We start from the raw sequence: 25,786 nt of genomic DNA on the forward strand, positions 1-25,786 counted from the left end.
CGGTCACTTTGAAGCCGCACTTGGCGTCGTACTCGCGGGCGGCCGGGCGCGGGAAGATATGTTGCGGCTTGTCGGCCAGTAGCGTTTCGACCGCCGGCAACGGCTGGGCCGGCAGGTGGCCCACACGGTGCAGCTCGCCTTCGGACAGCCCAAACGGTCGTCGAAATGCCGCAGCCAGGGGCGCTGACCAATGGATTGCAAACGCTCGATGCGCTCGGGCGCCATCAGCTCGCTGCCGATATTGCATTCGGCCACATAGGCGAACTCGTCCTGCAGCTGGGTCATTGCCCGCTGGTATTCCGCCCGGGCAGTGTCTTCGTCGACGCCATCGCGGATAGCTTCCAGGCAGGCGATTTGCGCATCGCGCAGCAAGATCTCGAAGCGCAGGCGCACTTCGTGGATGCGGTTGTAGATGGTCTCGAGCTTGGTGGCCTTGTCGACCACGTGTTCAGGCGTGGTGATCTTGCCGCAGTCGTGCAGCCAGCGCCGATACGGAATTCGCGCCACTCATCCGCGGAGTTGAAACTGAAATCGGCCAGCGGGCCTTCGGTGACCTTGCAGGCTTCCTCGGCCAGCATCAGCGCCAATTCCGGCACGCGCTCGCAGTGGGCGCCGGTGTAGGCGCTCTTGGCGTCGATGGCGCCGGCGAGAATTTCGATCATGGCGTCGATCAACGCTTTCTGTGCGTCGATCAGGTTGTGGTTATCCAGGGCAATCGCCGCTTGCGAAGCCAGGGCGCCGACAAACGACAGCACCTGCGGCGAGAAGGCCATCACCTCACCGGTAAGCGGGTCGAGGGCATTCATAAATTGCAGCACGCCGATCACTTCACCCTGACGCGGCGCCAGCGGCACGCTGAGCATCGACACAGTGCGATAACCCGACTCTGTGTCGAAGTGGCGGGTGCCGCTCAAGTCGAAACGGGTTTCGGCGTACACGTCGTCAATCACCACCGCCTGGTTGTGCAGCGCGGTGTAGGTGGACACATGGCGCTCGTTGGGCAGGCCGCTGACCGGGTCGTGCAGGGCGATTTCGCGCGCTGGCAAATCGTCTTCCATCGAGCGCAGGGCAAAGCGCAGGGTGTCGTGTTCGGTCTTCAGGTACAGGGTGGCGGCCTGGGCATTACAAATCAGCTTGCCCTGCATAAGAATGTGCTTGAGCAGCGCATCGCGGTCGCGCTCGGAAGACAGCAGCAAACCGTTCTCCACCAGGCTGGCGAGTTTCAGCTGGGTTTCCTGCAGGGTTTGCGTTTGGTGTTGCAGCGCTTCTTTCATGCTGGAGTGGTTGCGGTTGAGGCTGTCCACTTCATGGAACATCGAAGCTTTGGGTTGTTCGCCGGAGAAATCCAGCTCGCGGATCAGCCGGGTATCTTCAGCCAGACGCTCGATGGTGCGGTTGATGCTGTCCATGCCATTAAGAGCCAAAGGCAGCGTGCACAAAAGTACCGCCACCGATAGCGCCAGCACGGCAGTCGCAGAAAGACCGAAGGTCAACGCCAGAATGGGCAGTAACTGCAAAACAAAAAACGCGGTTAGAACAACTGACCAGTTCTTGAAGCGGAACTTGAAAAATGCTGTGTTCATCTGCAACCCGTAAAAGAAATTCCCTTTGCCTGACTGGCAAAAACCGTTGATCGCAGCTTTTATTGTGAAGCGTCAATAAAAGTAGCGTCAATCTGACATCACGTACATGATGCGGTTCTACACGATTTGCTCAGTAGTGTTCATCCAGGAAATCGGACATTCAGGGAGACTAGTATGTTTACGACTCGCAGTGCCACTCAATGGCTATTCATGCTGTTCATGGCTCTACCCTTCGCTTCAGCATCCACCTACGCCACCGAAGCCGCCGACGGCAAAGCCATTGGCTATGTGATGAAGGCTGAAGGTGATGCCGCCGTCATCGTCAACGGCACTGCGCAACCGGCCACCGTCGGCATGCCGGTATTCGTCGGCAGCTCGATCAAGACCGGCGCCAACGGCTCGCTCGGCGTGACGCTGGAAGACAACACGCTGATGTCGTTCGGCCCCAACAGCCAGCTGAGCTTCGACGCCTTCGTCTATCAGCCGTCTGAGCAGAACCTCAAGCTCAGCGCGAAAATCACCCACGGCACCCTTAATTACATCTCCGGGGTGATCGCCAAGCTCAAACCCGAAGCAGTGGAAATCAACACGCCCACCGGCACCATCGGTGTTCGCGGTACCCACTTCCTGGTGAAAGTCGACGGTTGAGTCTTTCCATGCCTTTTCCTTTATTACGCGGCTTGGCCATTCTGCTGTTGGCCTTGTGTGCCACCGGCTGTGCGACGTCCAAATCCTATGTAGTGCTCATGGAAAGCCCGGACGGCACCACCGGCGCCATCGTGGTCGAAACCGCCAACGGCACCACGCGGGTGGACAAGAAAATGGATGCCGTCGCCCTGGACGGTAAAAGCGCAAAAACCTTCCCCGTGGAACAGCCGCGCATCGAGCAGGATTTTTCTGCCGCGCTCAAGGCTCAGCCAGCGCTGCCCATTACGTTTCGTCTGTACTTCGAAACCGGCACGGCCAACCTGACCAAGGAATCCAAAGCCGACTTCCAGAACGTGCTGACTACGTTGCGTGAGCGCGGCCCTTCTGCGGTTTCGGTGATCGGCCATACCGACACCGAAGGCAAGAGCAAATGGAATGAGCAGATCGGCCTCAAGCGCGCCACTGCCATTGCCGAGATGTTCAAAAAGGAAAAGATTCAGGTGATCGAGCTGGTGGTTACGTCCCATGGCGAGAGCAATCTGTTGGTGAAGACGCCGGATGAAACGCCCGAGCCGCGCAATCGCCGCGTCGAAATTATCGTCCGCTAAAAACTACTGCGCTCGATTAAGCGGCGTTAAAACACCCGTTCAAAATGCTCATTGGCTACATATTGTTCGCTGAGTCACTTTCTATTCATGGCAAACGCATCACCGCTTTCGCCGGCCTGCAATCGCTGCCAATGAAACCGCACCAACCCATCCTCTGGCCGCTGCTCATGCAGCGCCGCGAACGCCGCTAACGCTCCCGCATCGCCGGCCATCAGCAACAGATAGGCCGCGTCGTACGTATCGTCCACGGCCGCCAACGGCTCGAACACTTCCACCGCCGCCGACTTGCCCTTCAGCTGCACCTTGCCCACCGCGCGCATTGGTACCTGCGGGTTGCTGCGGGCGATGGCGGCCGACAGGCACACACGGGTGCCCAAGTGCTGATTAAGGCTTTCCAGGCGCGAGGTGGTGTTTACCGGGTCGCCCAACGCGCGGTAGTCGAAAATGGTCGAGCCACCAAAGTTGCCAACCACCACTTCGCCGCTGTGCACGCCGATGCGGGTCTGGCCGAAGGCGATGCCACGGGCTTGCAACTGGGCGACGTAGCCCTGGGCAAACTGGTCGATTTCCAACGCACAGCTCAGCGCGCGTTGGGCGTGATCGGCTTGCGGCAAGGGTGCAGAAAACATGATGGCCACGGCGTCGCCGACGATGCGGTCCAGCGTGCCGTCGTGGCGAAAGGCGATGCCGATCACCTGCTCCAGGTAGTCGTTAAGCAGGCTCACCACCGCTTCCGGAGTTTGCCGCTCCATCATTTCGGTAAAGCCGGTGAGGTCGGTAAACACAAAACTGCACACCTGGCGGTGGCCGCCGAGGGTGAGTTGGCCGGGGTTTTCCACCAGGTGTTTGACCAGGTTGGGCGACACATAGCGGGAAAACGCCTCGCGCACCCAACGCTGCTCGCGCTCACTGGCCACGTGATGGCTGATGCTCGCCACGCTGTAAATCAGCGCCAGGCCCAGGCCCGGGGTAAACAGGTCGAGCAGCAGGCGCTCGTGGCTGAAGGCATACCAACCCAGGCCATTGAGCGCGGCGATCAACAGCAGCGTCAGCCCCGCGGCCAGCAGCGCCGGCAAACGCAGCGCCAGCAGGCACACCAGCAGGCCGCCGAGCAACAGCGCCAGCCCTTCCACCGCCCGCGACCAGGCGGGCCGTTGCAGAAACTCGCCGCTCAGCACCTGTTCCAGCGCCTGAGCATGCACCTCCACGCCGGGAATGATCCCGCCCAGCGGGCTAAACCGCAGGTCTTGCAGGCCCTGGGCCGAGGTGCCGATCAGGGCGATGCTGCCCTGCAAACCGGCCGGCGCCTGGCCCGCCAACACTTGCCAGGCCGGAATGCTGCGCGCGGCCTGGGGCACGGTGAAATGCACCCACAACTCGCCACGGCGGTTGGTGGGAATTTGCAGACGGCCTATGTCGATACGCTCCACGCCGGCCTCACCGGTGTGCACCCGATACAACGGCGAGCGCTGTGCCACCCGCAAGGCTTCCGCCACCAGCGAGGGGCGCACTTGATCGCCGAGCGTGACCAGCAGCGGCACCTTGCGTACCACGCCGTCGGTATCGGGTTCGAAGGTCAATGCGCCGCTGCCCAGCGCGGCTTGCTCCAGTACCGGCAACGCACGCACGGCCGATGCGTAGTGCGGCAGAAACGGCACGGGCGACGGCTCGGACGCCACCAGGCCATAACGGCTCAGCGGCAAACCATTGCCATCCGCGCGGCGCTCGGTCGCAAACCCCAGCACCACGCTGCTGCTGGCCAGCGCCGTGGCCAGTTGGGTGTCGTGGTCGGGCAAGGCTTGCAGTTGGCTGAGCAGGGCGTCGTCCAGGCCTTGGTCCTGAAGTAGCAAGGCTGGCGAGGTGCGGTCGGGTTCGGCGAACAGCACGTCGAACACTATCGCCGCCGTGCCGGCTTCGCGCAGTTTGTCCACCAGCTCGGCCACCCGCGTGCGCGGCCACGGCCACTGGCCCAGGCGCGCCAGGCTGGCTTCGTCGAGATCGATGATGCGCACCGGCGCTTTGCCGTATTCGCGCGGCTGCCAGCGCTGGAACTGGTCGAACACGGCGTTATGCAGCTGTTGCAGCGGCAACGGCGCCAGTACCAGCATGGCGACACAGAACAGCAGCACCAGCGCACAACTGACCACACTGGTGGTCACCCCACGGCGTTTTTGCATCGGCGTTTACACCATGGCCAAGGGGCGTTTGCGGGTGGGCGGCGGGAATACGCCGTCGAGCAGGCGCAGGTCGGCAGCGTCCAGAGTCAGTTCCAGCGCGGCGGCATTGGCCTGAACATGGGCTGGGGTCACGGCCTTGGGAATGGCGATCACCCCGCCCTGCTGCACCAGCCAGGCCAGCGCCACTTGCGCCGGCGTGGCATTACGCCGCTCGGCGATCTGGCGCAGCGTCGGCTCCACCAGCAGCGCGCCGCCCTGGCCGACCGGGCAGTAGGCCATAAGCGGCATGCCGTGTTGTTGGCACCAGGGCAGCAGGTCAAAGCCGGCGCCGCGTTGTTCCAGGCTGTAGAGCACCTGGTTGGCGGCGCAGGCGGGGTTGTTCAGTTCGTGCAGGTCGTCGAGGTCGAAGTTGGAGACGCCCCAACGGCCGATCTTGCCCTGTTCGCGTAGGCGTTCGAAGGCTTCTACGGTTTCCTCCAGCGGGTATTGGCCGCGCCAGTGCAGCAGGTAGAGGTCGATATGCTCGGTGCGCAGGCGTTTGAGGCTGCGTTCGCAGGCTTCGATGGCGCCGTGGCGGCTGGCGTTGTGGGGGTAGACTTTGCTGACTAGGTAGACCTGGTCGCGGATGCCTTGCAGGGCGTCGCCTACTACTTTTTCGGCGCCGCCTTCGCCGTACATTTCGGCGGTGTCGATCAGGGTCATGCCCAGGTCTACGCCCTGGCGCAGGGCGGCGACTTCGGCCTTGTGCTCGCTGGCGCGCTCGCCCATGCGCCAGGTGCCTTGGCCTATGGCGGGGAGGGTTTTGTTTGCCAGTTGGACGGTGTGCATATCGGGTTCCTTCCGTTTGGTGTGCGTCTTCATTACCGCGTTTGCTGGGCGTTTTTGTTTCGCGCCTTACGCGCGAGTCACTTTTTAGCAGTCGCCCTAAAAAGTAACCAAAAACGGCTTGCCCCTACCTGGGGTCTGCGCTGCGCTCCGACTTCCCACCCTCCGTCGTCGCTCCAGGGGCCGGGCTGAGGGCCATCCATGGCCCCATCCCTCTGCGCGGCTCCCGGCCGCTACGACCCCTTACACGCCGACTCCGCTCGGCCTGGCGCTAAAGGGGCGGGTAGATCAAAAACAAGATCACGATCAAAAACGCTCGTTTATTTCAATCCGGATTTCAGTAATAGCAGCAGCGACACAGGCTGCTCGCTCTCCGGGTGTAGCGGTTCTTGCAGCCACTGCAGGCGCCAGTTGGTTTCGGCGAGTAGGGTCAGCCAGGATTCCAGGGTGCGGAAGAACCAGGGCATCGGTTCGGCAAAACCGTCGCCAAATCCTTCGAAATGTTCCACCCGCCAGCCGTCCTGGTATTGCCCTTCGCCGCGCGAGCTCCAGGGGTGGATGGTTTGAATCAGCAGTACGCCGCCCGGCGCCAGCAGTTTGTGCAGGGTGTTGAGCATCGGCGCCAGTGGTTCGTCGAGCAGGGCGAAGTTGCAGACCAGTACGTCGAATTTGCCCAGCAACGGCGCTTGCTCTTCAAGGTCGGCGTAGCCGCACACGCGGTATTGGCCGGAGCAGATGGCGCGCGCGGTTTCGATTAGCGGCACCGAGGCGTCCACGCCCACTGCTTCAATGCCGTGGGCCATCAGGCCGCGGCATAGCCAGCCTTCGCCGCAGCCGATGTCCAGCACCCGCTTGGGCTCGCAGGCCAGAATGGCGCGCAGGATGGCGGCGTCGGTTACCAGGCGGCGGCTTTCGATGCGCTGTTCGCGCACGGCGGCGGTCCAGGCGTCGGCGTTGGCTTGCCAGCTGAAGTTGAGCTGTTCTCGATGGTCGCGCTGCATGGTCGGGCTCGCGGGTTGAGAAGAATATTTTCGCGCTGGAACGTTAACCGCATTTTGCCGCCGACAACAGCGTCTAAGCTCTAGCCCATGCAGAGCAACGCACAGCCAGGGCCAATCTGATATGGGCGCACTATGGCAATCGAACGCGAATCCGGCTGAGCACAAGGTGCCCGGCCTGACTGCCACGCCTTCGCCGTCGCGCCAACGTCCCCCGCCCCGCTCTCCCTGGCGCCGCGCCTTGCGTCGGACTTTCTGGTTCACTTTTCTGCTGGTCGTTTTGGCAGTCGGTTGGGTGGCGTACGAGGAAATTCAGACCGCCACCTACCAATCACGCGAACTAAGCCATTACGCCGCCACCCTCACCTATGAATTGGCGGACGGCCCCAGCACCGCCATTCGCTACCCCGAAGACGGCCCCTTCGACAAACGCCTGGGCTACGCCTACCTGCCGCAAATGCTGGAGCGCCTGCAACAACGCGATTACCTGGTGCTGCAGCAAACGCGCTTCTCCCCGGCGCTGATGACCTACAGCGGTCACGGCCTGTTCGTGCCCTATCCGGAGAAATTGCAGAGCGGCCTGGCCATCGCCGATTGCCGTGGGCTGCCGCTGTATGGCTTCACCTATCCACAACAGCTGTACGCAACCTTTCAGGACATTCCGCCGCTGGTAGCCAACAGCCTGCTGTTTATCGAAAACCGCGACCTGCTCGACAGCCAGCAGCCGCTCAGCAACCCGGCGGTGGACTGGCCGCGCTTTGCCATGGCGGCGCTCACCCAAGTCGGCAAGAAGCTCGACTTTCAAGGCCAGTCCGCCGGCGGCAGTACCCTGGCCACCCAGCTTGAGAAATACCGCCACTCGCCGGACGGCATGACGCTGTCGGCCAAGGACAAGCTCAAGCAAATGCTCTCGGCCAGCGTGCGGGCTTACCAGGGCGGGCCGCAAACCTTGCCGGCGCGGCAAAATATCGTGCGCGATTACCTCAATAGCGTGCCGCTGTCGGCGGCGCCGGGGTATGGCGAAGTGCATGGCATGGCCGATGGCTTGCGGGTTTGGTATGGCGCCGATTTCGCGCAGGTGAACCGCACGCTTGCCGACGCCCACGCGCCATTGGCCGAGCGCGGTCTGGCGTTGCGGCAGGTGTTGTCGCTGATGATTGCTCAGCGCCGCCCTTCTTATTACCTGGCGCAGGGCCATAGCCAACTGGCGACCCTGACCGACAGCCATATCCGCCTGCTGGCCAGCGGCGGGGTGATCGACCGGCCGCTGCGCGATGCCGCGCTGGCGAGCAAACCCACCTGGCGCGACCTGGCCGCCCAGCCCGGCGTGCAACCGGTGGAAACCAACAAAGGCATCAGCGTGGCGCGCAGCCGGCTTTCCAACTTGCTGAACAAACCGCTGTACGACCTCGACCGCCTCGACCTGTCCGCCACCACCACCCTCAACGGGCAGTTGCAGCAAGCGGCCAGCGACTACCTGCAACGCCTGGCCGACCCGACCTTCGCCGCGCAGATGGGCCTGCTCGGCGACCACCTGCTGACCGCGCAAACCACCCAGGACGTGCGCTACAGTTTTACCCTGTTCGAACGTACCGCCGACGGCTCGCGGGTGCGGGTGCAAACCGACAGCACCGACCAACCTTTCGACATCAACGAAGGCAGCAAGCTGGAACTGGGCTCCACCGCCAAGCTGCGGGTGCTGACCACGTACCTGGAAATCATCGACGAACTGCACCGCCGTTTTATCGGCCAGACGCCGGCGCAATTGCGCAAGGTTGAGGTGCCCGAACAAGACCGCCTGACCCAATGGGCGCTCGACTACCTGGCCAGCGGCAACGACCCGAGCCTGGCCGCCATGCTCAGCGCCGCCCTGGAACGCCACTACTCCGCCAACCCCGGTGAAAGCTTTTTTACCGGCGGCGGCCTGCATCACTTCAATAACTTTCGCCGCGAAGACAACGGCCGTAACCCAACCCTGCGCGAAGCGCTGCAAGAGTCGATCAACCTGCCCTTTATCCGCCTGATGCGCGATGTGGTGCGCTACAGCACCTATCAGTCTGCCAACAGCAGCGCCGAGTTGCTCAAGGACGACCAGGACCCGCGTCGCCAGGATTACCTGCAACGCTTTGCCGACCACGAGGGCACGGTGTTTTTGCTGCGTTTCTGGCGCAAGTACCAGAACAAGAACGCCACCGAACGGCTCGACACCTTTCTCGACGGCATGCACCCCACCGCCTCGCGCCTCGCCGCCGTGCACCGTTACCTGATGCCGAACGTGGATGAAGCCACTTTCGGCACCTTTATCAATGCCCACCTGAGCGACGAGCAAGTCGGCCCCGCGCGGGTGCATGAGCTGTACGGTAAATACGGCCCCGGCGCCTACAGCCTGCCGGACCAAGGCTATATCGCCCGTGTGCACCCGCTGGAACTGTGGCTGCTGGGCTATCTGCAACAGCACCCGCAGGCTACCTTCAACGAAGCGGTCACCGCCAGTAACGCGCAACGCCAGGAAGTGTATGGCTGGCTCTTCAAAAGCCGGCACAAGAGCGCCCGCGACAGCCGCATTCGCATCATGTTGGAGGTGGAAGCCTTCCTGGATATTCACCAGCGCTGGCAGCGCGTCGGCTATCCGTTCGACCACTTGGTGCCCTCCTTGGCCACCGCCATCGGCAGCTCCGGCGACCGCCCGGCGGCGTTGGCGGAGTTGATGGGCATCATCCTCAACGACGGCATTCGCCAACCCACGCTGCGCATCGACAGCTTGCACTTTGCCGCTGACACACCCTACGAAACCCGCCTGGGCATCGACCCCGACCAGGGCAAACGGGTGCTGTCCAGCGAAGTCGCCACGGCCCTGCGTGGCGCATTGGCGCAAGTGGTAGCCAAAGGCACGGCGCGGCGGTTGAACGGTAGCTTCAGTGAAGCGGATGGCAGCGTGATGACCTTGGGCGGCAAGACCGGCACGGGGGATAACCGGATTGAAAGCGTGGGCTCGGGCGGGCGCATTCTCAGTTCCCGCTCGCTTAACCGCACGGCGACGTTTGTGTTCTACCTGGGGGATAAACACTTCGGCACGCTGACCGCGTTTGTACCAGGGCGGGCGGCTGAGGGTTTCCGCTTTACCTCGGCGTTGCCGGTGCAGGTACTCAAAGGGATGGCGCCGATACTGCAGCCGTATCTTCGGGCCGATACCCAGTGTGTGGCCGGTAATCCGTAGGTTGGGTTGAGCGCAGCGAAGCCCAACAATTCCTAGCCCATGTTGGGCTTCGCTGCGCTCAACCCAACCTACCTGAGCCCCGCCACCCCCACCACAATCATCGCCGGCCGTTGATCTTGCTTTTGGCAAACCACCTCCCCCCACAGCCTGCTAATATTCGCCCCGCACCGCGCCCCACCGTCCCCCCTGCTGTCTGGAGTACCCGCTTGGAGTCTGAATCCATCGTCTATGGCTGTATCCGCGACTGGCCGTCGGGTGATCCAGAGCAGGCGCGTCTGCGTCGGGCGATTAACCAGCGTGAGTTGCGCGCCTTGCCGTCCGGCGATGCCTGGCCGTTTATTGGCCGCGATATGTTTTCCTTCTGCCCCGAGCCCGGCGAAGGCCTGTACCAGACCCAGGTGATTCATTTCGGCGCCAGCTACCGCGCAGTCGAGTACGAGTGGACCCTGTGGGTCGAGCAGTTCGAAGCGCTACTCAAGCGCTTGTACTGGGGCAGCGCGGTGGTGCACCTGGAAACCGAATTAAGCGGCAGCCACACCTTTCGCTGGGAGTCCGAGCAGGGCTTCCATAGCCCGCAAGACGCCGGCGGCCTGCTGGTGCGCTGCGCCTGGGAGCGCGAAGGCGCGCTGCACAGTTAAGGACTGCGCCATGCTCAATTACCTGTGGTTTTTCCTCGCGGCCTTGTTCGAGATCGCTGGCTGCTATGCCTTCTGGTCGTGGCTGCGCATGGGCAAGAGCGCCTGGTGGGTCGTGCCGGGGCTGGTCAGCCTGGTGCTGTTTGCGCTGCTGCTCACGCGCGTGGAAGCGGCATACGCCGGCCGCGCGTATGCCGCCTATGGGGGCATTTATGTGGTGGCGTCGTTGTTCTGGTTGGGCGTGGTGGAGCGGGCGCGGCCGTTATCCACAGACTGGATCGGCGCGGCGTTTTGTGTGGTGGGTGCGTTGATTATTTTGTTTGGGCCGCGGTTTACCGCATCGTAGGTTGCTCGCAGCCAAGAGCCCCTCTCCCGCCCTTCGGGCACCCTCTCCCGCTTGCGGGCGAGGGAATAGATTCAAGACCTCACTCTTCCAACCATTCCTTCGGCACATCGCGCTTCATTGCCAATTGGCATTGCTCGCTTTCGACGTCGAAGACGATCACGGCTTCGCCTTTGTCGAGGGCGCGGCGTACGCGGGCGACGCGGGTTTCCAGCGGGGTTTCGTCGCCGTTGTCGGTGCCGTCACGGGTGACGAAGTCTTCGATCAGGCGGGTCAGGGTGTCGGCTTCAAGCATTTCTTGCGGGATCAACATGGCACTTCTCCAGAAAGCCCGCCGATGTTAACCCACTCACCATTTACCCGCTAAGACGGCGAAGTTTCTTCACTGGCCGGCGTTTCGCGTTTGCTGGCGAGGAATTTGTCTAGCGTCGCGTACAGCACGTCGCAGTCCAGCGGCTTGCCGAGGAAGTCGTCCATACCCACCAATGCGCCATGCTCGCGGTGTTCGTCGAGGATGTGCGCCGTTAACGCCACGATTGGCACCGGGCGCAAGTTCTGCTGTTTTTCCAGACGGCGGATTTGCCGGGTGGCTTCAAAGCCGTCCATTTCCGGCATCTCGCAGTCCATCAAAATCAACTGCACGGCCGTCGGGTCGCGGCTGTAGTCCTTCACCGCCTCCACGCCGTTGGCCACCACGCGCACCAGGTAGCCGCGTTTTTTCAGCAAGCCTTGCACCACTAGTTGATTCACCGGGTTGTCTTCCACCACCAGAATGCAGGCGTTGTTGCCGCTCTGGTCGATCTGCGGTGGGCGGTTTTCGCTGCGCCGCTCCTGGTAGAACTCCAGCAAGGCATCACGCAGCGGGGTAATCGCCAACGGCTGCGCCAGGTTGAGCAGGCGCAGGCCTTTGCTCGGCGGCAGCAGTTGGCATTGTTCCGGTGGGCACAGCAGCAGAATGCGTTGGCCCTTTTGCAGGCGCGGGCGCAGGGTGTCGAGCCAATGCAGCACGCTGCCGGGCCAGGGCGCCATCAGAATCAGCAGCGGGGTGACGGCAAAATCATCCAGGTAGGCCTGCAGGCGTTCCGGGTTCTGGCACCGCTCGGTGCGCATGCCCCAGCGTTCGAGCAGGCGGCTCAACGCGTCTAGGCCCAGGCCGTCGAGCGAGCTGAGCAGCGCGGTTTTGCCTTTGAGCAATTGACGCAGCGGGTCGTCGTTGCGGTCGCCTTCTTGCAGCGCCATATCGAAGGCCAGACGCGTGCCCTGCCCCGGCGTGCTTTGCACTTCGATATGGCCGCCCATCATTTCCACCAGCTCCTTACTGATGGCCAGGCCCAGGCCGCTGCCGCCGTAACGGCGAGTGGTGCTGGAGTCGCCCTGGGAGAACGACTCGAACAGCTGGGTCTGCGCCTCGCCCGGTATACCGATGCCGCTGTCGCTGACGGCAAAGATCAGGTGCGGGTCGCCCAGGCTGTTATTGCGCCGACAAACGCTGACGGCCACGTGCCCTTCGGCGGTGAATTTCAGCGCGTTGCTCAGCAGGTTCATCAGCACTTGTTTGAGCCGCGTGGGGTCGCCCTTGATGCGCTGCGGCACGCCCACTTCCAGGCTCACATACAGGCGCAGGTTCTTTTCCAGGGCCTGGGCGGTGAACAGGGTCAGGGTGTCGGAAATCAGCACCTCAAGGTCGAACTCGATGTTTTCCAGGCTGAGCTTGCCGGACTCGATGCGCGCGTAGTCGAGGATGTCGTTGATTACCGCCATCAGCGAGCTGCCGGAGCTGGCGATGGTGTCGACATAAAAGCGCTGACTGCGGTCCAGCGACGTGCCTTTGAGTAGTTGCAACATGCCCAGCACACCATTCAACGGGGTGCGAATTTCGTGGCTCATCTTGGCCAGAAAACGGCTCTTGGCCTGGTTTTCGATTTCCGATTTGACCGCCGCCTGGCGCGAGCGGAAGCCTTCTTCTTTAAGCAGGTTGATGCGGTCGGCCAGGCCGATGGACAGCGTGATCAACTCAATGGTGACCCCCACCTTGACCATGGTGGCGCCGTAGATGCCGAAAATCTCGATGCCCAGCGAACCGGTGGTGGCGACGATAAACGAGGTGAGCAAAATGCCCCAGGCCAGGATGTAGTACGAGCCGTAGCGCAGGCCCTGGCGCCAGATATAGATGCCGCTGACCAGCAGCACGAACGAGACAAACAACACCGTCAGGCTGGCCAGAATATTCCAGGCCTGTAGACCGATCACGAACACCGAACCGATACAGCCCAGAATCAGCACCATCAGGTATTGCAGGGCCTTGTCCAGGCGCGGCGAGAACTGCGCGGTGTGCAGAAAATGGCGGCTGAACTGGGTGGCGCTGAAGCTGTGCAGGAACATCAGAAAATAGATGCTCACCGACTGCAGCTCGATCAGGTTAGGCATCAACTTGAACAGCATGCCGTCGAAGCTGGCGGCGAACAGGCCGATGTTCAGGTTGTACACCAGGTACCAGAAGTAGGCCCGTTCCCGCAGGGAGAAGTACAAAAACAGGTTGTAGCAGAACATCGCGAACAGCACGCCGTAGAAGGCGCCGTTGGCCCCCATCAGGTTTTCCTGGGCCGCCGCGCTGGCGCCATAGGTGCTGAAAAACATCGGCACGAACAGCGTGCTGGTGCTTTCAATCCGCACAATCAGGGTGCTCTGCCCTTCGGGCAAATCCATCGGGAACCAGAAATTACGCACCTGCACCGGCCGCTGGGAGAAGGCGAACGTGTCGCCGGTTTCCTGCGCAGTCACTTTGCCGTCGGGGGTTTGCAGGTAGAGCTGGATATGGTCGAGCAGCGGGTAGTTGATTTCCAGGTAGCCGCCCAGGTCATGCGGACGGCTGTTTTGCAGGCGCACCTTGAACCACCACACCGAGGCGTTTTTACCGAGATTGATGTGGTCGCTGCGCGCGCCGTGGAATTCCTGGTCGGGAATGGCCTGCACTTGCTCCAGGCTGAGAATGCCGTGGGGGTCTTCGACGTAACCCAGATAGGGCGCCAGCGACAGGCGCAGGTCGTCCTGATTCAGGGGTGCAAGCAAAGGTGCGCCGGCCCAGGAGCTTCCAGCGAACAGGCACAACAGCACGACCAGACAAATACGAGGCATCCGTTAACCTCAAGGCAGAGTCCGGCGGACCTGTCAGAGAAGTCCGCTCTTATTTGTCTGGCACTGTGCCTCTATGCTGCGCGCCCTTCAAGTGTCGTTTTCACGCTGGTTGATCAGACTGTCTACCGTCGGAACCCGGGTGTCGCTTTCCATCTGCGCGTCGTGCTCGATTTGATGGCTGAAATTCTCCAGCGACTGATTGGCCGGTTTGGCGTCGCTGGCAAATACCGGCGGGCTCAGGATGTAGGCGCTGAGCAAGCGGCTAAGCCCCGCCAGGCTGTCAATATGGGTGCGTTCGTAGCCGTGGGTGGCATCGCAACCAAAGGCCAGCAGCGCGGTACGGGTGTCGTGACCAGCGGCGACGGCCGACTGCGCATCACTGTGGTAGTAGCGAAACAGGTCGCGGCGCACCGGCACTTCGTGGGTTTCGGCCAGGCGCAGCAGGTGGCGCGACAAGTGATAGTCGTACGGCCCGCCGGAATCCTGCATGGCCACACTGACGGTGTGTTCGCTGGACTGCTGCCCCGGTGCGACCGGCGCGATATCGATACCGACAAACTCACTGACGTCCCAATGCAGGGCCCCCGCCGCGCCGGAACCGACTTCCTCGGTGATGGTAAACAGCGGGTGGCAGTCGATGGCCGGCTCGATACCGCTTTCCACCAGGCCTTTAAGCGCGGTGAGCAAAGCCGCCGTGCCGGCTTTGTCGTCCAAGTGGCGGGCGCTGATATGACCGCTCTCGGTGAACTCCGGCAGCGGGTCAAAAGCAACGAAATCCCCCACATTGATGCCCAGCGACTCGCAGTCGGCGCGGGTGCTGCTGTAGGCGTCCAGGCGCAGTTCGACGTGGTCCCAGCTGATTGGCATCTGGTCGATGGCAGTGTTAAAGGCATGCCCGGAAGCCATCAGCGGCAATACGCTGCCACGGAATACGCCGGTTTCGGTAAAGACGCTGACGCGGCTGCCCTCCGCAAACCGGCTGGACCAACAACCGACCGGGGCCAGACCGAGGCGGCCGTTGTCCTGCACCTGACGGACGATGGCGCCGATGGTATCCAGGTGGGTGGAAACGGCTCGGTCGGGGCTGTTCTGTTTGCCCTTGAGGGTGGCGCGAATGGTGCCGCGGCGGGTCAGCTCGAAGGGAATGCCGAGTTCTTCCAGGCGTTCGGCCACGTAGCGCACGATGGTGTCGGTAAAGCCGGTGGGGCTGGGAATGGCGAGCATTTCCAGGAGCACGCGGCGCAGGTAATCGAGGTCGGGTTCGGGGACTTTTTTCATGGGGGGTCTCCTTGGAGTGCCTGCGCAGGTTCGCAGGAACGCGCACAGGTTCTAAATAAAACTCCCGTCATCCCAGCGCAGGCTGGGATCCAGAATCGCGCAGGAGTCGCGGTGGATCTAGCATTGGCGCACCTGGGTCCCAGCCTTCGCTGGGACGACGGTGGTGGTGGCGGAAAAAATTGACCGCCCTCAGCTACCGGTCTGACTCAACGGAAACAGCAGATCAATAAACCGCTCTGCCGTCGGTTGCGGCTGGTGGTTGGCGAGCCCGGCGCGTTCATTGGCTTCAATAAACACGTATTCGGGCTGATCGGCCGCCGGCACCAGCAAGTCCAGGCCGACCACAGGGATATCCAGCGCCCGCGCCGCACGTACGGCGGCTTCGCCCAGCACCGGATGGAGAATGTCGGTGACATCTTCCAGGGTTCCGCCGGTGTGCAAGTTGGCGGTACGCCGCACGGCCAGACGCTGGCCGGCGGGCAATACGCTGTCGTAGTCAAACCCGGCCGCGCGCAGGGTGCGGTGGGTTTCTTCATCGAGCGGAATTCGGCTTTCGCCGCCGGTAGCGGCCTGCCGGCGGCGGCTTTGCGCTTCGATCAACGCGCCGATGCTGTGCCGACCATCACCAATCACCTCGGCCGGCCGGCGAATGGCGGCAGCCACCACCACAAAGCCGATGACCAGAATGCGCAGGTCGGCGCCTTCGTGAAAACTTTCCAGCAGCACGCGGTTGTCGAAGGCTTGGGCGCGTTTGATGGCCGCTTCCACGTCCTCTCCAGTGCGCAGGTCGATGGCCACACCTTTGCCCTGTTCGCCGTCGACCGGCTTGACCACCACACGGCCATGCTCGGCGAGAAAATCAGCGTTTTCTTCCGGCTCACCGGCCAACTGCTGCGCCGGCAGTTGCAGGCCCACGCGGCGCAAAGCACGGTGGGTCAGGAGTTTGTCCTGGCACAGGGTCATGCTTACGGCGCTGGTGAGGTCGCTCAGCGACTCGCGGCAACGAATCCGCCGGCCGCCGTGGTTCAGGGTAAACAGCCCGGCTTCGGCATCGTCCACCTGCACTTCGATGCCACGCCGACGGGCTTCATCGACGATGATCTTGGCGTAGGGGTTCAGCTCCGCTTCCGGGCCGGGGCCGAGGAACAGGGTCTCGTTGATGCCGTTTTTGCGCTTGAGCGTAAAGGTGGCCAGATCACGAAAACCGAGCTTGGCGTACAGACGCTTGGCCTGGTGGTTGTCGTGCAATACCGACAAATCCAGGTAGCTCAGCCCGCGACTCATAAAGTGCTCGATCAGATGGCGCACCAGCACTTCGCCCACGCCGGGGCGCGGGCATTGCGGGGCGACGGCCAGGCACCAGAGGCTGCAGCCGTTATCCGGGTCGTTGAAGGCTTTGCGGTGGTTGAGGCCCATCATGCCGCCGATTACATCGCCGCTGTCGGCGTCCTCGGCCAGCCAGTATTCCGGGCCGCCGTCTTCCTTGGGCGTCAGCCGTTCGGGGTCCACCGGCAACATGCCGCGCAACTGGTACAGGTTATTCAGCGCCTGCCAGTCTTCGGCACTCTGCGCGCGGCGCACGTTGAAGCCACGAAAGCCCCGGCGCGCCTGGCGATAGTCGGTAAACCAGAGGCGCAGGGTGTCCGAAGGGTCGAGAAACAACCCTTGCGGCGCCTGGGCCAGTACCTGATGGGGCGCGGCGACATACAGCGCGATATCCCGCTCGCCGGGCTTTTCGCTGAGCAGTTCACTGGCCAGCAACTCCGGGGTTGGGTAGGTGTGGCCGATCAGAATCCGTCCCCAGCCGCAGTGCAGCGCCAGGGGCGGGTGGGCGGTCTGGTTGCCATCCTCGGCAAAACGCGCCTGCAAGCGCTCATAGGACGGCGGTTGGCCGCGCAGCAGACGCTGGCTGTAGGCGTAGCCTTTCATCAATAAATCTTCCCTTGAGGAAACGGGTGGCACGGCGCTTTGCATTTCAAAGGCCCTGCTCGCTCAGCCACAGATTGAGTGCGGCAAGCTGCCAGAGTTTGGAACCGCGCAGCGGCGTCAGTTGGCCCTGCGGGTCGGTGAGGAGCTGATCGAGCATCGACGGGTTGAACAGGCCACGGTCCTGACTCGGGTCGAGCAGCAGCTCACGCACCCAACCGAGGGTGTTGCCCTCTAGGTGCTTGAGGCCCGGAACCGGGAAATAGCCCTTGGGCCGGTCGATGACCGCCGACGGAATCACCAGACGGGCTGCTTCTTTAAGCACCTGCTTGCCGCCATCAGGCAACTTGAAGCGCCCCGGAATGCGCGCCGAGAGTTCCACCAGGCGGTAATCCAGAAACGGCGTACGCGCTTCCAGGCCCCAGGCCATGGTCATGTTGTCCACCCGTTTGACCGGGTCATCCACCAGCATCACCGTGCTGTCCAGGCGTAGCGCCTTATCGACCGCCGCGCTCGCACCGGGCCGCTGGAAGTGCTCTCGCACGTAGTCGCCGGCACAGTCGCCGGTCAGCCAGGCAGGTTGCACGGTGTCGCGGTATTCGTCGTAGCTGCGGTCCAGAAACGCCGCGCGATACGCCGCATACGGGTCAGCCGCGCCGTCCACCAGCGGGTACCAGTGGTAACCGGCAAATAGCTCATCGGCGCCCTGCCCGCTTTGCACCACCTTGCAGTGCTTGGCCACTTCGCGAGACAGCAGATAAAAGGCGATGCAGTCATGGCTGACCATCGGCTCGCTCATGGTGCGGAAGGCCGCCGGCAGTTGCTCGATGATTTCGCGCTCGTCGATACGCAGTTGGTGGTGACGGGTGTTGTAGTGCTGGGCGATCAGGTCGGAGTACTGAAACTCGTCGCCGCGCTCGCCGCCGGCATCCTGAAAACCGATGGAGAAGGTCGACAGGTTTTCCACTCCGACCTCACGCAGCAGACCGACCAGCATGCTGGAGTCGACCCCGCCGGACAGCAGCACACCGACATCCACGGCAGCCCGCTGACGAATCGCCACGGCTTCGCGCACGCTCTCAAGGGTCAGGTCGCGCCACTCGTTGAGGCCATAAGCCTGCTCATCGGCGGCTGCGCCATAGGTCAACTCCCACCAGGTTTTCTGCGTGGTGTTGCCTTGGGCATCCACGCGCATCCAGGTGGCCGGCGGCAGCTTGCTGACATTGGCCAGCAGCGTGCGCGGCGCGGGCACCACGGCATGGAAGTTCAGGTAGTGGTTGAGGGCCACCGGGTCGAGGGTTTTGTCCATATCGCCGCCTTGCAGCAGAGCCGGCAAAGTCGAAGCAAAACGCAGGCGCTCGGCGGTGTGCGACAGGTACAGCGGTTTGATGCCCAGGCGATCGCGGGCGATAAACAGCTCGCGCTTGTCGCGTTCCAGATGGCGAAGGCAAACATGCCATTCAATTTGGGCAGCAGGTCCGCGCCCCAGGCGTGGTAGCCCTTGAGCAGCACCTCGGTGTCGCCTTCAGAAAAAAACTGATAACCCAGGGCCTGCAGTTCGCTGCGCAGTTCGGGGTAGTTGTAGATGGCGCCGTTGAACACCATCGACAGGCCGAGTTGGCTGTCGATCATGGGCTGGCCGGAGGCGTCCTCCAGATCCATGATTTTCAGGCGCCGGTGGCCCAGGGCGATGGAGCCCTGGCTATGGATGCCATGGGCGTCGGGGCCACGGGGGCCAGGTGATGGGTGATGCGCTCGACCGCTGCGAGGTCGGCGGGGCGATTATTGAAACGTAACTCTCCAGATATTCCGCACATAGTCCTTACCGGGTTTCCGTTGGGGAAAAAGGGGGCGCGCATTCGTTGCGCTAATGGAGCAGACCGGCGTGGGGGCTGAGAGTTTTAGATAAATGTGATCTAAGTTGATTGGGGAAGACGTCCGGTGAACAAGAGGTAGCACTCGAGCAAGAAGCTACAGGCATAAAAAAGCCGGCCCACTAGGGGCCGGCAAAAAGCACTAAAAACGATCTAGATCGAGCAGTAATCAGGCGTCCTGATATTCCCGCTCAGCCTTGTCAAACCGCGCCAGCATGCTCGCCGACGGGCCTTGGCCAATCTTGCTGAACACCAGAATGGCGATCGAGGCAAAGATAAAGCCCGGAATAATCTCGTACAGACCGATGTGATTGAGGAAGTTCTTCCACAGAATCACGGTCAACGCGCCGACCAACATGCCCGCCAACGCGCCGTTGCGGGTCATGTTTTTCCAGATCAGGGAAATCAACACCACCGGGCCAAATGCAGCACCGAACCAGCCCAGGCATACGACACCAGACCCAACACCTTGCTTTCCGGGTTAGCGGCGATACCGATAGCAACTACGGCAACCAGCAGCACCATGGCGCGACCCACCCACACCAGCTCCAGCTGCGAAGCGTTTTACGCAAGAAGGATTTGTAGAAGTCTTCGGTCAAGGCGCTGGAGCACACCAGCAGCTGACAGCTCAAGGTGCTCATCACGGCAGCCAGAATGGCCGACAGCAACACACCGGCAACCCATGGGTTGAAGAGGATTTTCGCCAGTTCGATAAACACTCGCTCCGGGTTCTCGGTAACCGGGCCAGCCAGTTCCGGGTGTGCGGAGAAGTAAGCGATACCGAAGAAACCCACAGCCACCGCGCCACCCAGGCACAGCACCATCCAGGTCATGGAAATACGGCGCGCGGCAGGAATCGATTTCACCGAATCAGCGGCCATAAAGCGCGCCAGAATGTGCGGCTGGCCGAAGTAGCCCAGGCCCCAGCCCATCAGGGAAATCACGCCGATAAAGCTCGCGCCCTTGAGCATGTCGAAGTTGGCGGCGTCTTTCAGTTCGATGGCGGCGAACGTTGGGTCGATGCCGCCGGTGGCCAGCATCACCACGATCGGGGTGAGGATGAGGGCGAAGATCATCAAGGACGCCTGCACGGTGTCGGTCCAGCTCACGGCCAGGAAACCACCGACGAAGGTGTAGGCGATGGTGGCGGCAGCGCCGGCCCACAGGGCGGTCTGGTAAGACATGCCGAAGGTGCTTTCGAACAGTCGCGCACCGGCCACCACACCCGAGGCGCAGTAGATGGTGAAGAACAGCAGAATCACCAGCGCCGAGAGAATACGCAGCACTTTGCTGGTGTCTTCAAAGCGGTTGGTGAAGTAGTCCGGCAGGGTGAGGGCGTTGCCGTTGTGCTCGGTCTGCACGCGCAGACGGCCGGCAACGAACAGCCAGTTCAGGTAGGCGCCGACGATCAGGCCGATGGCAATCCAGCTTTCCGACAGGCCGGACATGTAGATGGCGCCGGGCAGGCCCATCAGTAGCCAGCCGGACATGTCCGAAGCGCCGGCCGACAGGGCGGTGACAAAGCTACCGAGGCTACGGCCGCCGAGGATGTAATCGGAGAGGTTGTTGGTGCGCAGATAGGCGAACAGGCCGATCAGAACCATGGCGGCGATGTACACCACAAAGGTGATCAGCATGGGAGTGCTGGCAGTCATAAGCAGATCTCTCTTACTTGTTGTTATGCGAATGCTGGGGGTAACCGCATCCGTCGTTGGTTTGCAAAGGTAAACCGGCGGTGCTTGTGGCACTCGCCTAAACACGGGCTAGAACGCCAATACGGCATCTACCCACATGGAAGTACGCTCGGTCCTACTGCGGGTTTAGTCCACACCCACAGAAACCGCGAAAAACCTGCGGTTGAGCGAAAAAGCGGAGCACGGAATGTAGTGGCTGGGTGCGGGGGGTTCTTGCGAAAAACTATGGAGTTTTTATTGAAAACTACGGGGGCGGGAACTTGTTGCCTTCAACATTCTGGATCCCGGCCTGCGCCGGGATGACGGAAGTTTTTACACAGACCACCGTCGTCCCAGCGCAGGCTGGGACGCAGACTATCGCGGCGTGCATCGTTCCCTAAACCAACCGCGCTGCCTGCCTGTGGTTACTTTTCGATCACCTGCCCCCGCATCGGCGCCAATCTTGCCAGCAACCGATTCTGCGCCGGCTGCGGCACACCCTCGGCCTCCATCGCATCCTGCAAATCTTCCACCAGCGCATTGAAGTCGCTGCGGGTCAGGTGCTGGCCCTTGTGGCTTTCTTCCATCGTGTCGCCGGTGTAGGTGCAGGGCCCGCCCGCCTCGACGCAAAACTGCTCCACCAGCTTGTCGCGCAGGCGTTCGATATCCACGTTGGCGAAGTGCTCGACGATGCGCGGGTCTTTGGCGATGTTGATCAACATGCCTTCCACGATGCGGGTAATGCCTTCACGTTCGCCGAGGTCGCGGTACAGGCTGTCGTCTTTGGGCGGTTGCTGGGCGCAGGCGGCAAGGCCCAGCGCCAGCAGCAGGCTGATTAGCAGGCGCATGTTCAGAAACTCCCCTGAATGGACAGGTAGGCACCGTCCTGGTTGTCCAGAGTGGCGATCTCGCCCAGGCGGGCGTAGGCCAGCACGATGGACAAGTGCTTGTTGGGGAAGTAGCCGACGAACACATCGGCCCAATCACTTTCACCGGCGAAGTTGAGGTTGTCGGGTTTCTCGCGGTACTCCACGCCCATGGCCCAGCGCGGGTTGAACAGCACCGCCACCGAGCCTTCCTTAAGCACGCTGCGGGTGTCGCGGCGGTCGCCGCCAAAGCCGAGCAAGCCCAGTTCGTTGGCGCGGCTGTAGCGCAGGCCGCCGTTGACCAGCAGGTTGTAGCCAAACGCACCGCCGAGGAACAACCGGCTGACGGCGATATAGCCCTCGGTGTCTTCGTCACGTTGGGCGCCCACCAGGCTGGGGATCAGGAAATCCTTCTGCTTTTTGTATTCGATACCCAGCGACACCTGCGGCAGCTGGTCGTAGATCAGATCGCCAAACAGCCGCACCTTGAGGCCGAAGATATCCTGGCTCAGGGTGTTTTCCGGCAGGTTGAGGTCACGCGCCAGGGTGCCGAGGTCGAAGCGCTGGCGGGCGTAGGAGAGCTCGATACGGTTTCCGTAGCTCACCGCGCCGCCGGCTACGTCCAGGCGGTAATCACCGGTTTCCACGCGGGTGATAAACGCGTTGCCGCCCCACTCGCTTTGCTCACCGTAGCCCGCGAGCACGGCCCAGGGAGTAATGCCGCCGCCGGCCGCGCCGTCGATGCTGCTGGCCCCGCCGGTGGCCAGCAGGCGGCCGTTGTCGGCCAGTGCCGCCGCGCTGGCAACGGTCAGGCTTAGCCCGAGGGTGAGTGCGCTAAAGGTCGTGTTCATCGTGCTCTTCCCTGTTTCTTATCTAGTGCAGCATCGCCAGGTTGGCCCGCAAGGGCTGCCCTACCCAGGCTTCAAACGCGCTGGCCGTCAGTGGCCGGCTGATGAGATAGCCCTGGGCGGTGTCGCACTGCCATTTCTCCAGCAGGCGCAGGCTGCGTTCGAACTCAACGCCCTCGGCCACTACTTTCAGGCCCAGGCTGTGGCTCATTTCGATGGTGGACCGCACGATCACCGAGTCTTCGCTGGCGTCGTCCAGATCGCGCACAAACGACTGGTCGATCTTCAATTCCTGCACCGGCATACGCTTGAGTTGGGCCAGCGACGAATAGCCGGTGCCGAAATCGTCCACCGACAAACTGATGCCGCAGGCGCGCAGGCTGTGCAGCACCTTGAGTGCAGTGTCCGGGTTCTGCATCACGGCGCTTTCGGTGATCTCGAAAATCAGTTGCTCGGCAGGCACCCCGTATTGGGTAAGCAGGCGACTTACGCGGGTGGCGATGCCGATATCGTGCAGGTCTTCGGCGGAGATATTCAGCGACATCAGCACGCGCAGGCCGCGCTGGTTCCATTCCCGTAACTGGCGCAGCACTTCTTCGATCACCCAGGCGGTCAGGCCCTGAATGCTGCCGGTGCGCTCGGCCAGGGGAATAAATTCGCCTGGCGATACCATGCCGTACTGCGGGTGTTGCCAGCGCAACAAGGCTTCGGCCTGACGCACGTGGCCTTCGTTGATATTGAGTTTGGGCTGGTAGTGCAGCACCAGTTCGTTGCTTTCGGCGGCGCGGCGCAGGTCGCGAATCAGGTTGATCTGCCGGTCGTGGTCGTCTTCGCGGCCGTGTTGATAGAGCTGCAGGCGGCCCGGCGAGTGCGCGGCGTCGCGCATGGCCAGATTGGCGCGGCGCAGCAGTTCGTCCGGGGTGGCGCCGTCCTGTGGATAAGCCGCAATGCCGATAGAGCAGTCCAGGGCGATATCGTGGGTGCCCACGCGCAGCGGCTTGATTAGTAGCTGTTGCAGTTGGTCGGCAGTGGCCACGGCGCTGTCGCGGTCGCTGCCATCGATCATCAGCAGAAACTCGTCGGCAAACAGCCGCGCCAGGCTGTCACCAGGGCGCAGGATGGCTTGCAGACGCCGACTCACCTGCTGCAAGGCCAGGTCGCCGCCGCCCGAGCCGCAGGTTTCATTCACCGAGCGGAAGTTGCCGATGCCCAAATTCAGCAGCGCCACCGGTCGTTCGGCGGTGATCGAACTGCCCAGCCGTTCGATGGCCAGGGTGCGGTTCGGCAAGCCGGTCAGGCCGTCGTGCAGGGCATTGTGGGCGAGCTGCCGTTCGCGTTCGGCGAGGTCGGTCTGCATTTGTTGAAAGGTTTTGGCCAGCACACCGAGTTCGTCAGTGCGTTTGAGCTCGATGGAACCGGCGTAGTCGCCCTGCCCCACCCGCTCGGCAATCCGCGCCAGTTCGCGCACCGGGCGAGAAATGCTGCGCGCCAGCAGCAGTGCGCCGGCCAGCGAGGCGAGCAACGCGCACACGGCAATCAGCAACACACGCTGGTCCAGCGGTTTGAACGCCACCAGGGCTTCTTCGAGTGAGCTGTGCAAAAAGGCCTGCACCTGATAGTGGCTGCCGTTGGCCAGCACCAGTTGCTCGTTCAGGTAGCGCTTGCCGGCAAACTCGAATTCCTTGAGCGAGGTGGTGCGTTCCAGTTGCAGATTGGCGGCCATCATCTCCGATTCCTGAGCGGCGCTCAGGGTGCTGATCAAGCGGCCCGGGGTGCCGTCTTCGATGGCCAGGAAAGACACATCGAGGTTGGTCAGCGAGCGCAGCTCATTGGCCAGCGCCTCGTTCATGCGGAAACCCATCACCACCCGGGCAATCGGAATCGGCGCGAGTATCTGCGCTTCCACCAGCAGGTGCGGTTCATGGTTGATCGACACGATTAGCGCCGACTGCCCGGAGCGCCGCGCCTCAGCCAACTCGGCGGCGTAGGCGAACGGTGTGCCTGGCGTGAAGGCGTCTTGAGTGTTGGTGGCTGCAGCACCCGCCGCCGTGGCGGTGATGGTGCCGTCCAGTCCGAGCAGCAGCACCTCGGTGGCGTCGATACGCTTGCCGTGGTTGGCCAGCACCGAGCTGATGGTGGCGGTGTCGCCGCTGGCCACAGCGTCTTTGAAGCCGAAGTCCGAGGACAGCACCTGCACCGCGTCGCTGATCTGCCGGCTGCGCACCTCGAGCAGGCGCTCGAACACCCGCACGCCGACTTCCAGTTGCTCGCTGGCCTGCTTTTTCACCGCATCAGCGGTGGCCACTTTTACCGCGAAATACAGGCTGCCGATCACCACCAACAACAGCAGGATCAAAACGCCGGCAATGCGCGACTGGAAGCTATTGCTTAGTTTCACTCGCGGCCTTCTTGAATGCGTCGCCAAAGGCTGAAGGTTTCTGCTCGTACTTTTCGGCGCGCTCTTCAGCGTCGTCAGTGACCTTGACGGTGTACTGCTGAGCACTGCCCTGCTCGCTTACGGTCAGGTCAGGGCCTTTTTGTGGCAGTAGGTCGGGGCTTTTCGGGTGCCAGAGGGTGACGGTGTATTTACCGGCCGGGAGCTGCAGTTTCGCCACGCCGGTCGCGTCACTGGTGGCGAACCAGGGGTCATCGGTGACGTAGATATAGCCCACCATCCAGTCGTGGATATTGCAGCCCAGCACCACCACGCCAGGCTTGTCGAAAGTGATCGGCTCGGACGGCGTGCCTTCGTACAGGCGCAGTTCGAAGCGCTTGGCCGGCGAAAAGGAATAAACGTGGTGGCGGATATTGTCGCTATTGGGAAAGGTGACTTTGGTGCTGGTGTGCACCGCCAATACCGAGGGCGCGAACTGCTTTTGCACCTGGTCCATGATCGCCGTCTGCGCCGGCAGCTCGCCGCCGATGGGCCCTTGCAGGGTAATGACTGCGCCCTCAATGGGCTTGCCCTCGGTATCGATCATCGTGGCCTGAAACGGCGCAGCGCCTACCGAGCAACTGGTAAACACCACGCAGATGGCCAGGCTTACGAGCAAACGCAGGCGGAGCGATACAGGCATATCAACGACCTTGTCGGGTACAGGAAACCTGCGGTTTAGCGCGCTGAACAGCTATCCGGAAAACTCGAACACCTG

At 62.3% G+C, this 25,786-nt stretch carries 18 protein-coding genes and 2 pseudogenes; 5 read left to right on the forward strand and 15 right to left on the reverse strand.

All coding sequences use genetic code 11. The features are described 5' to 3' along the window. Nucleotides 1-3: 3 nt before the first annotated feature. Both AC0V2S_RS10665 and AC0V2S_RS10670 read right to left on the reverse strand, forming a co-directional pair. Nucleotides 4-285, reverse strand: a complete 282-nt coding sequence (locus AC0V2S_RS10665) for a hypothetical protein (RefSeq protein ID WP_475509711.1) — start codon at nt 283-285, stop codon at nt 4-6. Further along, entirely contained in the window at nt 282-1,583 is a 1,302-nt protein-coding gene (locus AC0V2S_RS10670; RefSeq protein ID WP_475509712.1) for a GAF domain-containing protein, read from the reverse strand. Before AC0V2S_RS10670 ends, AC0V2S_RS10665 begins: the two co-directional genes overlap by 4 nt. Nucleotides 1,584-1,757: 174 nt before the next feature. Here AC0V2S_RS10670 and AC0V2S_RS10675 point away from each other — a divergent pair, with 174 nt between their 5' ends. After that, on the forward strand, nt 1,758-2,231 hold the full coding sequence (locus AC0V2S_RS10675) for a FecR family protein (protein WP_475509713.1): 474 nt from the start codon (nt 1,758-1,760) through the stop codon (nt 2,229-2,231). 8 nt (nt 2,232-2,239) lie between these two features. Next, nucleotides 2,240-2,839, forward strand: coding sequence for an OmpA family protein (locus tag AC0V2S_RS10680; protein WP_475509714.1), 600 nt, complete (start codon nt 2,240-2,242; stop codon nt 2,837-2,839). Nucleotides 2,840-2,913: 74 nt separating this feature from the next. Here AC0V2S_RS10680 and AC0V2S_RS10685 read toward each other — a convergent pair whose 3' ends face one another. From AC0V2S_RS10685 to AC0V2S_RS10695, 3 genes are all read right to left on the reverse strand, one after another. Then, entirely contained in the window at nt 2,914-5,016 is a 2,103-nt protein-coding gene (locus AC0V2S_RS10685; RefSeq protein WP_475509715.1) for a CHASE2 domain-containing protein, read from the reverse strand. Nucleotides 5,017-5,022: 6 nt separating this feature from the next. Further along, on the reverse strand, nt 5,023-5,844 hold the full coding sequence (locus AC0V2S_RS10690; RefSeq protein WP_475509716.1) for an aldo/keto reductase: 822 nt from the start codon (nt 5,842-5,844) through the stop codon (nt 5,023-5,025). A gap of 317 nt (nt 5,845-6,161) precedes the next feature. Further along, on the reverse strand, nt 6,162-6,842 hold the full coding sequence (locus AC0V2S_RS10695; protein WP_475509717.1) for a class I SAM-dependent methyltransferase: 681 nt from the start codon (nt 6,840-6,842) through the stop codon (nt 6,162-6,164). Nucleotides 6,843-6,963: 121 nt separating this feature from the next. Between AC0V2S_RS10695 and AC0V2S_RS10700 the strand changes: the two genes are divergently transcribed. From AC0V2S_RS10700 to AC0V2S_RS10710, 3 genes are all read left to right on the forward strand, one after another. Beyond that, nucleotides 6,964-10,056 carry a transglycosylase domain-containing protein gene (locus tag AC0V2S_RS10700; protein WP_475509718.1) on the forward strand — a complete coding sequence of 1,031 codons (3,093 nt, stop codon included), beginning with the start codon at nt 6,964-6,966 and terminating at the stop codon, nt 10,054-10,056. A gap of 206 nt (nt 10,057-10,262) precedes the next feature. Then, nucleotides 10,263-10,694 (forward strand): hypothetical protein, encoded by a 432-nt coding sequence (locus AC0V2S_RS10705; RefSeq protein WP_475509719.1) that lies wholly within the window; start codon nt 10,263-10,265, stop codon nt 10,692-10,694. 10 nt (nt 10,695-10,704) lie between these two features. Beyond that, entirely contained in the window at nt 10,705-11,037 is a 333-nt protein-coding gene (locus AC0V2S_RS10710) for a YnfA family protein (protein WP_475509720.1), read from the forward strand. Nucleotides 11,038-11,116: 79 nt separating this feature from the next. On the opposite strand, the gene AC0V2S_RS10715 is transcribed toward AC0V2S_RS10710, so the two are convergent. The 10 genes and pseudogenes from AC0V2S_RS10715 to AC0V2S_RS10760 form a co-directional block, all read right to left on the reverse strand. Continuing rightward, nucleotides 11,117-11,347, reverse strand: a complete 231-nt coding sequence (locus AC0V2S_RS10715; protein WP_475509721.1) for a YheU family protein — start codon at nt 11,345-11,347, stop codon at nt 11,117-11,119. A 50-nt stretch (nt 11,348-11,397) separates the two neighbouring features. Further along, nucleotides 11,398-14,169, reverse strand: a complete 2,772-nt coding sequence (locus tag AC0V2S_RS10720; RefSeq protein WP_475509722.1) for a hybrid sensor histidine kinase/response regulator — start codon at nt 14,167-14,169, stop codon at nt 11,398-11,400. Nucleotides 14,170-14,256: 87 nt separating this feature from the next. Then, the gene (locus AC0V2S_RS10725) at nt 14,257-15,447 is read right to left on the reverse strand and encodes an osmoprotectant NAGGN system M42 family peptidase (RefSeq protein WP_475509723.1); all 1,191 of its coding nucleotides are present in this window, start codon (nt 15,445-15,447) and stop codon (nt 14,257-14,259) included. 189 nt (nt 15,448-15,636) lie between these two features. Next, entirely contained in the window at nt 15,637-17,376 is a 1,740-nt protein-coding gene (ngg, locus tag AC0V2S_RS10730) for an N-acetylglutaminylglutamine synthetase (RefSeq protein WP_475509724.1), read from the reverse strand. A gap of 46 nt (nt 17,377-17,422) precedes the next feature. Beyond that, nucleotides 17,423-19,190, reverse strand: a pseudogene (locus AC0V2S_RS10735) (N-acetylglutaminylglutamine amidotransferase). A 226-nt stretch (nt 19,191-19,416) separates the two neighbouring features. Further along, nucleotides 19,417-20,902: pseudogene (putP, locus tag AC0V2S_RS10740) on the reverse strand (sodium/proline symporter PutP). Nucleotides 20,903-21,345: 443 nt separating this feature from the next. Next, nucleotides 21,346-21,768 carry a group I truncated hemoglobin gene (locus tag AC0V2S_RS10745; RefSeq protein WP_475509725.1) on the reverse strand — a complete coding sequence of 141 codons (423 nt, stop codon included), beginning with the start codon at nt 21,766-21,768 and terminating at the stop codon, nt 21,346-21,348. Nucleotides 21,769-21,770: 2 nt separating this feature from the next. Beyond that, entirely contained in the window at nt 21,771-22,637 is an 867-nt protein-coding gene (locus tag AC0V2S_RS10750) for a DUF3034 family protein (RefSeq protein ID WP_475509726.1), read from the reverse strand. Between the two features lie 22 nt (nt 22,638-22,659). Next, nucleotides 22,660-25,032 (reverse strand): putative bifunctional diguanylate cyclase/phosphodiesterase, encoded by a 2,373-nt coding sequence (locus AC0V2S_RS10755; protein ID WP_475509727.1) that lies wholly within the window; start codon nt 25,030-25,032, stop codon nt 22,660-22,662. Further along, a complete protein-coding gene (locus AC0V2S_RS10760) occupies nt 25,016-25,711 on the reverse strand; it encodes a methylamine utilization protein (RefSeq protein ID WP_475509728.1) in 696 nt (231 codons plus the stop codon). Before AC0V2S_RS10760 ends, AC0V2S_RS10755 begins: the two co-directional genes overlap by 17 nt. Between the last annotated feature and the right edge of the window lie 75 nt (nt 25,712-25,786).

Source organism: Pseudomonas sp. CC11G (genome assembly GCF_056174845.1).